Origin of the sequence: Leptospira sarikeiensis (assembly GCF_004769615.1) — a bacterium.
Lineage (GTDB): Bacteria > Spirochaetota > Leptospiria > Leptospirales > Leptospiraceae > Leptospira_B > Leptospira_B sarikeiensis.
Genome location: NZ_RQGF01000002.1, coordinates 15,855 through 27,819 on the forward strand (window position 1 = coordinate 15,855; position 11,965 = coordinate 27,819).

Consider the following 11,965-nt stretch of genomic DNA (forward strand, 5'->3'; position numbering starts at 1 on the left):
TACTCTTTTCTAATATTGGATGATAAGCGATGTAATACTTTCTATTCCATGTACAATTCTGTAACAATATCAAGCAGAAGGGGAGTAAGAAAAAAAATACGAATGATCTTCTATATTTGCGTATGCTTACTAACATATTTCTTAATTACTCCCGCGACTATGAGAAAATGTTAGATGCGTATAATGATCCTCCAATTCTTGAATATGCTCAATAGTTGAAACAGTAGGTAAAAATGTATTAAAGAGTATGCTCAGACTGTAAATTGATCCATCAGCATAAGCATGAGAGCTATTTGTCATAAATCCGTATTCTACGATTCCTGTTTTTATTATAGTTGGTATTAAAAAACGTATTAAACCAGGTTCAAACGGTGTACTTGCAGTTTCAGTAAAGAAAGAAGTCGCTCCATTTGGGTCCCCAAATAGAAATTTACCAATTTCAACATCCTCAGCGGAAGCCGAAGTTGCATAACCTTCGGCCCACATTTCCATACCTACAATATTTCCAATGGCAGCACCAATAAGACCTCCAATCGCAGCTCCATATAAAGCAGACCTACTATTCCATCCATGTTCTCCTTCTTTAGCTCCCAAAAATCCACCAGCAACATACCCTATCCCAGATCCAATCGCATAACCCATACCAATAGAACCTAACCATGTAAAAGCCCCGGACCAAAAGAGACTCCCCTCCAATAAAGTAGCGGCACCAAAGCTAGCCGCAGCTAATACAATAGCCCCAGCAGTCATCATCATCTGTTCACGTTGTGCCTGTCTTAATCGCTTTTTATTATCATGATGAAGATACGATTGTCCCAAAATCGAAAGAGCCGGGTTATCCGAGTCAATCATAGCGCCAATGATATCTTTACGCAAATTTCGTTTCATTTGCTCGTTATCTTGCCCAACGACTGCTTTAACCCAGTTATTAAAACGATGAATCCATTTATTATGACCAGAAGGATCTGCAAAATTCGGAGGATTTCCTTCTACATACATATACCGGTTCATTCCCATAGACTGGTTAGCAGAAGCTATACTATCAGGGGTTAAGAATCTTCCCAATTCAGGATCGTAAAATCTAGACTTATAATCATAAAGCCCATTGTCAGAATCTTCAATCTGGCCAGTGAACTTATATCTAAAGATATCTGGACCAGCCGAATCAGTTCTTAATATCTCTCCATACGGTTTATAACTTACATGGCTTGCCCCAGGCATGGAACCACCGCTTATTTGGTTTCCGCTACCATCGGTGAGCATCGTAACGCTTCCCAAATGGTTTGTTTGATAGAAATAGAGACCTGTGGCAGGTGATCCGTTAGAACTACCGCTTCCACCACCTGGGTTCGGTACATCTATACTCGGGGTATCTCCATCAATATTGGTTGGAATAAGTAACCAAGGCGGAGTACCGCTTTCTCCCCCTGGAAGCAACCCACTACAACCAACCGAAGAAAATACGCAGATTAATAAAAATGGAGTAATTGAAACGACCCACTTCCGATTTTGGAAAAAGTTGGTCCTCATATTTCGATGATAGGACAGTATTAAGATCATTAATGTCCCGAAAGCAAGAACGACCAATCTGAATGAGAATGCAAAGTTTCCGCTATGAGAAAAGGCAAGTCTATGCAAATCTCCAAGAATTTTATAAAATAACTCTTTTAAAGAAACGTTGATATTATCTATAATAGCTAAAATCGAATTATTTTGATTCGAGTTCCAGCTAACTAAAGTTGAATCCGTCCTGGAAAATTGAGCAGCAATCTCCCCCTTTGCCCCTTTTACATATAAAGTATGTACATCGCTTTTCCCAGGCTTACGCAGTATTTCGTAAAGGTCACCTACGCTGAACAATATTGATCCATCAGTATTTCGAGTTCGTTTAACTCTAGATCCAGTGTAATCATAAGCAAAATCAGTTAGGTCCGATCCAGACTCTATTTGGATTGGCTTACCATACTCATCATAGTAGATATTCGAATCATCTCTTCGAACCATATTTCCAGACGCATCGTATGAATATGTCTTACTCGTTCCGCCTGAAAGAGAAATGGAAGTAACAGCCTGTGTATGATTAGAATCGGTATACTGATATGTAGTCGTTCCTTTTTTTAAGAGGTTTCCATTTGGTGAGAAAGAATAATCTTCCGTTCCATACTTCCCTGTAGCTTGTATGAGGCGATTATAAGTATCAAATGTAAAACTTTGTGTACGATCTGGACGATTGCGATCCACAATGGATATAATATTTCCTTTCTCGTCATATGAGAAAGAGACACTTTCCGCGGCTGTTCCATTTGGAAGGGTTGTAACATATTCCTTCGCCCTTACACGGATTGGATCGATATTAATTTTTGTTTCTACACCATTTCCCGTTTTTCTAACGACTTGGATTTCTCCAGATGTTTCATCTATGGAAGGACCAATGTATTCTACAATTGGAAAACCATAACTATCCTGGTCCGGAACATCCATAGTTACACCATTTAAGAACCCACCAGCCGAATATTCATTATGTGCAATCGAACCATTTGGATATGTCAATTTTATTGGTCTTCCAAGCGAGTCGTATTCTGATCGGAAAACAAAGATCAGATCATCTATCTGTTTTTTAGTCGATATTGTATTTCCTCGAATATCATACTCAAACTGAGTAGATCCACTTCCATCGGTCACTTTTGCAACACGCCCGATTCCGTTGGTTGCCGTATCATATTCGAAGACTCTAATCGAATTAGAATTGGATCCTCCATTTACAGTCGATACTCTTCCTAGTGAGTCATAAGAATATGTTAATGTAACCCCTCTAGCATCTGTTGATTTCCACAATTTTCCATCAGTATCATACTGATTGAGGGTAGTTCCAGAATTCGAATCTGATTGTTTTACAACTCGTCCAACCAAATCGTAATAAATTTTCGTTACATCTGATGCAACATCTGTAATTTTAGTTAGCCGTCCAGCAGCATCATATACATAACTAAACGCTTGAGTTCCTTGAATTTCTTTCGAAAGAACTTTACCTCTTTCATCGGAAACAATTTTTTCTCTTTGGATTTCCGTATCTGCTGATTTAAGAACAATCTCTTTGGTAAATCCTGATTCAAAAATTTCAGAAGTTCTTCCATCAGGATAAATGATCTTGCTCAAAGATCCGTCGGGTCCATTGTATTCGTATTCTGTAAAATGAGTTGTATCGATTCCCGAAATATATGGATTCGCTTTGCGCTTTAAAGTCCCATCTAAATTATATTCAGAAGAAGTGACTAAAACGTTTCCATTGCCTAAAGAAGTCTCTTTTTTAGTAGATCGACCGAGAACATCGTAATATTCTTTTGTAGGAACTTCTCCATTTTCACTATCGAGAACGGACATTTGTACAGTATTTCCTGGCTGGCCAGTTAGATCATATACGTATCTCTGGCTCCAATCAGATTCTCCGGGAAGAATTACTTCAATAGGTCTTGCATACACATCATATTTATTAACTCTAATGCCACCATTCGGATCAATTGTCTTGGTTTCCAGACCACGAGAAAGATCGTATTCTTTCTGAATAATCTGTCCTAACGGATTTGTAACTTTAATAGGAAATTTATGAACAACGCTATCGTATTCGATCGTCATCTCTCGATTAGATGTATCTTTTATGGAGATCCGATTTCCATAAGAATCGTATTGAAAAGTTTGAGAAGAATATTCCGATTTCCCCGAAAAATCCTCAATTGAAGTCAAATCAAAGTTGGTATAGGAAAAAGTCCTGTCTTGAACTAATAGCCCATTAATTGTTTTCTGGGAAGATTGGATCTTACATAGCAACCAAAGACCTAAGTCTGCCTGGAAAGTATTGTTTGTCGTCGTTGTATAATTTCCAACTGTTTCCGCAATATTGGTTGGATTTCCATATGTATCATAAGCCACACTTGTCGATTTCTGAGTAAGTAACTCTCCGCCCTTATAAACAAGCTCGGATTCACCATTTGACCTTGAATACTTTGTCCCAAACGGAGAATTAACCGCAACTATTGAACTGACTTTATCGCTAACCAAATTTCCACGGGTATAATTCGAGTTGCGATAGACAATTCCATCGGTATAAAATGTTCCATTTTGAATCGTATATTGCTCGGTCTTAGTTAATTCAATTTGGTTTAAATAAGAAGTAGAGGTTATCTTTTCGAATCCTAAGTTCCTTCTTTCATCTCTATTACCTGTTCTGAACCAATGATTAAGATAAGAAAAATTAGTACTACCAGTATTCCCCTCTCCAAAGTTCGTCTGAACACTCTGTACTAAATAATCTGGGGCATTATATGAAAGAACAGGATACGCATTGGCACTTGCATTAGGTATCGCATTGGCAAGAGAATGAGCATCTGCATAATTGATGGAAATCTGCTTTCCACCGATATCATTTGCTATTCCTTTTAAAATCCCGATGGGTTCTGGAAATTCTTTATAATAAAGCTGGATCTTTCCAGTCATAGAGACTGTTGTATCACTATTAATGGTTGTATAGCCATTGAATGAATATACTGGATTCATCTCTGACTCAATTCCAAGTAGATCTGGCCTACCATCTAAGTTCAGATCTATCGCTGCATTAAAAGAATTAGCCGGAACAACAAAATCCCCATCTGGGTCAAAATAAACAGAATCTCCATTCATAACTGAATACGAAACGCGAATATCATCCCCATCAAACCAGACCAGATCAGCGCGATTGTCCCCGTTCATGTCCGTGAAAGTTTTTCCGAGTTTCCAACTCTTGTATAAAGAAAGTGTCATTCCACTATTATCAGCTGTTGAAGATGTACCGGTATAATTTCGATAAAGCCAAGGCTGATCTAATATATGCTTGAAGTGATATCCATCGCTCGAATATTCTATGTTTAATTCCCAGACTTGTGTATTGACCTCTTGGGTTGGATCGTAATAAGTCTTAATATATATGGCTTCAGTATTTCCGTCTCCATCAATATCATAATTGGTAGTAGCAGCCTGGCCAACTGATACTCCAGGATCAAAATACATATCAACAGCGATGTCTTGAGTAAACTGAGAAATATTGTCATGCAAGTACAAATGCAAAACAGGACGCTCATATAAGTCTAGAGCGAGGATCTTATCCAAAGGTTCTCCATCTCGCTTCAAATCCAAAAGATAAGGTTCAGAAACACTTGAGATCATGTATTTGGATATGTCTTCCATATAGTGGAGACCATTCACGTAAACAGTCGAGCTAAAAGGTAAAAAATCTTTTCCATCAAAGTGGCTAATTTTTATATTCCCTCCACTTGTTATACTTATATAATCTAATAAATTGTCCCCGTTTACATCGGCGAAAAAGAAATTTCCGTATAAACCATCTTCTTTAAAGACTTTTGTATTGTTCAAAATTACATTTTGGTTTTCATCAAAAAGAGTAAAAAGAAGTCTTCGCTCCGTAGAATTATCGATTTGATAAAATCTCACAAGATCAGGAATACCGTTTCCATCTAAATCTACGAGAGCTTGATTTGCATCTCCGTATTCTCCAATTTGAGCGAAAGGAATAATTTTGGGAGTAGTGCTAAGCCCTGAATCATTTGCAAAAAACACTTGTAGATTTTTGGATTTATATTGAATAAAATCAATTCTTCCGTCCCCATTAAAATCGGAAGCAAATTGATATACTTTTTGATCTGGACGAAGATAATACCAACGCTTCTTATCTCTCTTCGGTATAATTAACGGGATTCCTGTATCTACAGTATTAAATCCAGTCCCAGTTGAATAAGCAATCTTGAGAGAGGCATCATAATCTTCTAATATAAGAAAATCAGTTTTTCCATCTCCGTTAACATCCCCAGGAAGAATCTTAGTAGCTTCGGTCAATAAAAAAGGATCAGAGGTTAAAGTAACCACCCCCATCGAAACAGAACTACCCGATTTTTGGATAAGATTTACTTTTAATTTTCCTAATGTTTGGGCTAAAGCATTTACAAGAACACCATCCGGTCTTTTAAATCCAGCAGGGACGACTCTCGCAAAATCAGCGATAGAATCTCCGTTTACGTCTCCGAATAATGTGATATTCTTTTCGATCCCTCGATCACAATCTCCTGCCGCCTCCTTAATCGCAAGCAAACACATCAAAGCACTAAACGGATTTCCGAAGAAAACAGTGCTTAAACAAGTGTTATAACTAGAAGCACAATAAGTGTTGTCTGAATTCTTATAATATGTATTAAAGTCTTGCCCAGTGAAATTTAATTCTGATGCTTTCATTCCTGTATCAAAAGTTAAATCACCATTAAAATACTGGAATGTAAGAGGTGCATAATTTCCTCTTTCGATTTCCGTTAATTGAGATTGCCCGTTTGATCCGTAGTCATAATCAAATTCCCATTCATCGATTGTGGTTCCTTGGAATTTTACGGTAATTCCTGATAATCTTTTCGAGAGGCGAAGTGGACCACCGAATCCAAAATTGGATTCTTTATCCGAACGATTTTCATATTCGAATTCAATTACTGTAGCACCTTGATTATAGATAATTTGGTATGGAAGAGGCGTATAATAATCAGTTTGAGTTTCGGGAAGATAGATAATATCAAATCCATTTCCGTGTAAATCTCGGACCTTATTTAAAGCCCAAATCTTTACCGTGTTTGTCCCTTCTGCCATTATTTGTGAATGGAAGTCAGTGCCACCTGATGCACTTTCACCGTAATTGTATGTAATCCCTTCTGGAGATTTCTCTATCCAAGAACAGGGTCCGTTCGAACATTCAGAAAGAGTTATTGGTTGGAATCGGTGGAAAGATTCGAATTTAGAATGATAATATCCAGGATCACCTGTGGAAGTTAGCACTATTGGGCCTGCACTAGATGAAGTATAATGATCAGAAGTATCTAAATGAATTCCATAGCTCGGATCTCTAGAAATAAATTCGATCCCATCCAATTCCCAACCTACTCCGAGGATTCCATTTGTAGGCTCTGAATTATATTTTAACGAGAGTGAAGGAACAACATTTCCAGTTCCTGGGGGCAAAGGAATTTCGATATTCGTAACTGCTTTTCCCAAAGAATTCACCGTCACTTCAGGAAGAGGAAAAGGAATGGTCGATTCCTGGGTAAAAGAAAAGAGAGAGAAGAATCCAAGGCAAGTGAATAGAACAGGAACTATCCAAAGAAGGAATTGAAGCCGAAGTGGAACCTTGTTGTATAAAAATCTTAGTTTTCTCAATATTTTGAAATTAGATTTTAGAACTAGCGCCATTCGCCCTCTGATCCTTTCACTTTTTCTTTGTAAACTAATTAGCCCATAAGTAACCCATTAGGGACAAAGTAGTTAGAGTAACTAACGCGTGGCAAATAAGTGCTGTCAAACATATCTGACTTAAATTGGCAATTTTTTTCAAACTTACAAGAATTTTGTTTTCCTTAAAGCTTCAAAATGAAACTCGTTCATTATATTACGTTTCTAATGGTGTAAATTACTAAGCGAATTCTGATTCTCTGGAATGAGAATTCCGCTCTCTAAAGCGACTCATGTCCAAGCGATTTTTCTGGATACTTATTCTTTTCTTTTTACCCTACACAAGTCAGTTCGGAGTAGAATTACTCTTTAAGAATGGAGACGCTTTCCTCGTCGAGGAAGCAGTTGAAAGTGGAACTTACATTACGTTTTCATGGAAGGATCAAAAGTATAAAGTTCCTAAAACCGAAATCCAAAGGTTAGATCCTCGGAAAAAAGGTTCTGATTCTTCCTATAGATACTCTGAGTTTCAACTTTCCGATGGAACTATGTTAAAAGGTATCTTAGTTGAGAAAAAGGATTCTAAATTAATTCTCAAAACTGAACTCGGCTTTGTAGAATTGGATACTAGCAAAGTCGCCTCATATAACGGCGATATAGTCGAAACACCGCCAACCATTCCAGATAGATACATAGATTCCGACGGACGAACAGGAACTTGGAGGATGGGTATATCCACTTTGGGATATGCTTCGTTAGGAACATGGCAACAAGCATTTCCACTTACCTATGGAGGCGGCTTGTTTCTAGAAAAATCTTCCATAGTGCCAGGAAGATTTTATGGTCTTAATTCAGATTTTACTTATGGACGAGGTAAAGCAGGACAACTTTCCATTTGGAGCCAATCAATTTATCTAGGAAAGTCTTACGGATCATCTTCGCCTTACTGGATTTTAGGTATAGGCGCTAGTTCGATTTCGAGATCTGACGGAGATGATGTTAGATCAACAATTACTCCCGATACTTCTATTGAATTCGGTTGGGCTTGGGAAACGAATTCAAAACACTTAATTCGAGCAGGTATTCGCTCACAATGTCATTGGGATTCTGGATCTACTCTCTGCCAATCAGGTATTCGGTTTTCTTGGGGATTTCAAATATGAAGTCTCATATTATATTCTTTAAAACCATTCTACTTTCATTTTTCTTCATCTTTAGCTGTGGACATTCGCAACTAGCCGGGATCTTGGGTGAGGAAGCTTCAAAAGCGGAGTTTCCATTCATCGCTAAATTAGGTCCGACATCGGCTACGATTTCTTGGAAATGTTCTATGGAAGCGAAAGGAACAGCCTATGTATCTTCAGGTGTGTATCCAAGCTTACTAAAATCTTCTAAGAATCATTTTATTCAGTTAGAAAACTTAAACCCGAATACAGAATACACAGTTTTTCTAACCTGTGGTTCACAAAAGATGTTAGAAGGACAGGTCTTACAATTCGTCACTTGGATTTCAAGTGACCCTCCTAAAACAAGAGGGATCTGGCTAGTTGGGGGTATCGGTTCCAATGCACTTCCTGTTGCAGAAATAGATTTGTTCGATCCAGTTACTGGGACCTGGTATCCTTCTATCACAAGCTTACCTACTCCAAGAATTTATGCCTCAGTCGTATCTCATAAAAATAGAATATATGTAATCGGCGGTTTAGAAAACAATTCGGGGACGTATGTATCCTCCTTAAAAGTGGAAGCCTATGATCCATATTTAGATATTTGGACAACAATGTCTCCTCTGCCTTCCGGATCCCAAGGAGCCGTTGTTGGCTCTGTTGGAGATGAAATTTATATTATCTCAGGCTCTAACTCCCCGGATATGACGAACGGTCCAGTGTTGAATACTGTGCTGAAATTCTATCCCGATATTGGAGCAACTGGACAATGGGTATCTTATTCATCTGCTTCAACTATTTTTAGTAGAGTGGATATGTCAGGCTGTGGGATCGATGGAACAATTTTTTATACAGGTGGAAGAACATATAATACTGGCAGCACTAATACTTCGACTGATGCATTTGTTTCATCAGCAAATACTACAACCTCTTTTAGTGAACCTAGCTTAAGTGAATCAAAACATGGAGCTGCCGGTCTATGTATCCAACCAGCTCCTAGCGATGCATACCCGACAGATTCAAACTGGTTCGCTGTTATTGGTGGATCTACCGGATCCGGAAACGTTGCTCAACCGGCAACTTCTATCGTGCCATCCGATAAGACAGAGTTTCTGTTGCCAGGTTCAGCTACATTTTCTGCAGGTCCGACACTTCCAAATACTTTATACTACCCTGCTTCACAAATCTCCTATGAGACTAGGAAGATATTCGTCTTTGGTGGATCACATACCATCAATGTTGCAGAGAATAGTGTTTATTCTTTAGATAGTGCAGATCCAATTTTATCAGCTTGGACTACATTAATAGAACCGATGCCGCATCGACGATACGGACATAAAGCAATTCGGATAGATAGATGAAACAAGTTTTAATAAAAAGATCATTTCGTTTAACTTGGGTTTGTATCTTAGTTTTCTTTATGTTTTCTTTAGACACATTTTCAAATGATATATCAGAAAGTTCATGGGTCCAAGAAGGCGAAAAGCTAATAGAAGAAAAACGATTCTCGGAAGCAGAAAAACTAGCTAATTCGATTTTGGAATCTGACCCTTCCAACAATAAAGCAGAACTGATTCTTACTCAAGCTTGGATCGGTTTAGGAAGCGAAGAAAGAAAAAAAGGAAATTTAGCTTCGGCCCGGAGTTATTTTGATAAGGCTTACGAAAAATGGCCTTTAAATGAAACCTTACAATCCGAACTTGCAGAGTTAAAGAACCAAAGGGTCAGGAAAACAACTCAGACTTTTAATAATTTAAAAAGAACTGAAGAGCACTCGGAACTTAAAGAAAGTTTGAACTCCTTGAAACAGGAAATTAATCTTCTTCGAAATGAATTAGAAAATGTAAGAAATTCATCTTCGACTCAATGGCTATTAGTAATCATTCAGGTTCTTTTAGGAATTCAGATTTTGATCCAATGTATATATTTCTTTAAATCTAATAAACCTTAGTATGAATACTGTTAGAAATTACTATCAATTTAAGTCCGCATAAGCTCTCTTTACTCGCGCATCAAAAGCAGGTCCATATAATCTAATCCGTAGTAACCGATTACCCTATTTGAATATTCTTCAAACCGGTTGGGTACATAGAAAGTAGAAATTAGCCTTAGAAATTGTCACGAATGGTCGGGAGGAAATGAGATTTTAATATTACCAATCTTATATTTTTCCTTCTCTTTCATTCTACGCAATTTCTGAGCGAGTGAATCAAGATTTTCCTTTTTAAGCTTATTCAGAAAATACATCTTACCGCTTAACGTGACTATCCTATCACGCTTTAAATCTTTCAGTGCATTATACACAACCCTTTCGCTCAATCCGTGAAACATCGCCATAGTAATTATATCTTTCGCTTCTATTCCAAAATAATGAGTTTTTATGATTTTGTATATAGCATAGATACTCTTTGGGATTTCTCTAAAATATTCATGATAAATTTCCGGACTAAATAGATTAACTGGCCGCGCCCTTTCGTAAATCACAGGTACATTGAAATATTTGACCTTTAGAGACTTTATTCGATCAGCGTTAAAAGCAAATTTGCACCCGTCGTAATTGCCCCCTTTGTTCGTAGGCTTCGAATGAATATGGATAATTTCCTCATCAACAAATCGTTTTATGGCCTTACCGACTCTGTAATTTGAATATCCACTTTCCCAACTTAATTTAGAATAGTTAACTCTGGGTATGCCAGCTAATGTCCAGTGATATTCTTTTACTAAAAGGACAGCAATTATTTGATCTAATAGGTTGGCGTTATCTGATATCCGAAAATTGGAAAAAATATTCTCCCATTCCGTTTGAAAGTTTTTCCTTTTTGCTTTTTTAAAAAGCTCTTCGATTTCTCTTACAAAGGCAGGTCTATTGTGCCCCGCTCCCGTATATTTAAACTTCTCTATGTTATAGTTATAATCTGTGTAAATGCTCGTGATTTCCTCTTTGGTAAAGCCATATCGAATCAAAGATAAAATTAACGCCGAATCAGACTTTACATTCTTCTCTTGTTTCATTGGAAACCAATCTTGAACGTTAAGAATGCGCCAAAGACCTTTATCCATAGTTTTCGGAATAGCATTATCAAGAATTCGGATCTCAATGAAATCATCGATCACAATGCTTCTCTGACTTCCCTTTAAGCCTTTGCCTTTAGCATTCCCAACCTTCTCAAACTCTCGTTCTTTAGCAGGGATAGCCTGTCTTTTCTTCTCATTCTTTCGTGGGTTAGTCTTCTTTTTATTTATCATTGAGAAATCTGGGATCTCTATATCAAGGCAATGAACCTAGTATAATTACTATTTCATGATATCTAAAAATCCTGTTGACATATATTTTTCTAGACATTCATTTTTTAGATCTTCAAGTAGTCTATATAGTGCTTAAATCTGTGTCGACTTCTACCACATCAAATATGACTTTAAACGCAAATTCCAATACATCCTCTGGGGGATCATCAAATTGGTCGAATTTGCTATATCTCTCCCCACCAAAGCTCACAATTAAAGCCTACTCTAACGATCGTACTGAAGGTACGATCGCTTCATCCGCT

The 11,965-nt window shown here is 37.5% G+C and carries 5 protein-coding genes; 3 read left to right on the top strand and 2 right to left on the bottom strand.

Features of this window, described 5'->3' with window-relative positions; all coding sequences use genetic code 11:
- Positions 1 to 141: 141 nt before the first annotated feature.
- Positions 142 to 7,272 (bottom strand): RHS repeat-associated core domain-containing protein, encoded by a 7,131-nt coding sequence (locus EHQ64_RS00090; protein WP_135647373.1) that lies wholly within the window; start codon positions 7,270 to 7,272, stop codon positions 142 to 144.
- A 272-nt stretch (positions 7,273 to 7,544) separates the two neighbouring features.
- On the opposite strand from EHQ64_RS00090, the gene EHQ64_RS00095 reads away from it, so the two are divergent.
- The 3 genes from EHQ64_RS00095 to EHQ64_RS00105 are packed head-to-tail and all read left to right on the top strand — an operon-like array spanning position 7,545 to position 10,368.
- A complete protein-coding gene (locus EHQ64_RS00095; RefSeq protein ID WP_135647375.1) occupies positions 7,545 to 8,414 on the top strand; it encodes an LA_3334 family protein in 870 nt (289 codons plus the stop codon).
- A complete protein-coding gene (locus EHQ64_RS00100) occupies positions 8,411 to 9,778 on the top strand; it encodes a Kelch repeat-containing protein (RefSeq protein WP_135647377.1) in 1,368 nt (455 codons plus the stop codon). Before EHQ64_RS00095 ends, EHQ64_RS00100 begins: the two co-directional genes overlap by 4 nt.
- Positions 9,775 to 10,368 carry a tetratricopeptide repeat protein gene (locus EHQ64_RS00105; protein ID WP_135647379.1) on the top strand — a complete coding sequence of 198 codons (594 nt, stop codon included), beginning with the start codon at positions 9,775 to 9,777 and terminating at the stop codon, positions 10,366 to 10,368. The genes EHQ64_RS00100 and EHQ64_RS00105 overlap by 4 nt, the downstream gene beginning before the upstream one ends.
- Before the next feature lie 167 nt (positions 10,369 to 10,535).
- Here EHQ64_RS00105 and EHQ64_RS00110 read toward each other — a convergent pair whose 3' ends face one another.
- Positions 10,536 to 11,663 (bottom strand): hypothetical protein, encoded by a 1,128-nt coding sequence (locus EHQ64_RS00110; RefSeq protein ID WP_135647381.1) that lies wholly within the window; start codon positions 11,661 to 11,663, stop codon positions 10,536 to 10,538.
- Between the last annotated feature and the right edge of the window lie 302 nt (positions 11,664 to 11,965).

What these genes read in the sequence shown, in the direction of transcription:
- EHQ64_RS00090 (WP_135647373.1), bottom strand. Translation starts at nt 7,272, where the DNA reads ATGGCGCTAGTTCTAAAATCTAATTTCAAAATATTGAGAAAACTAAGA.
- EHQ64_RS00095 (WP_135647375.1), top strand. Translation starts at nt 7,545, where the DNA reads ATGTCCAAGCGATTTTTCTGGATACTTATTCTTTTCTTTTTACCCTAC.
- EHQ64_RS00100 (WP_135647377.1), top strand. Translation starts at nt 8,411, where the DNA reads ATGAAGTCTCATATTATATTCTTTAAAACCATTCTACTTTCATTTTTC.
- EHQ64_RS00105 (WP_135647379.1), top strand. Translation starts at nt 9,775, where the DNA reads ATGAAACAAGTTTTAATAAAAAGATCATTTCGTTTAACTTGGGTTTGT.
- EHQ64_RS00110 (WP_135647381.1), bottom strand. Translation starts at nt 11,663, where the DNA reads ATGATAAATAAAAAGAAGACTAACCCACGAAAGAATGAGAAGAAAAGA.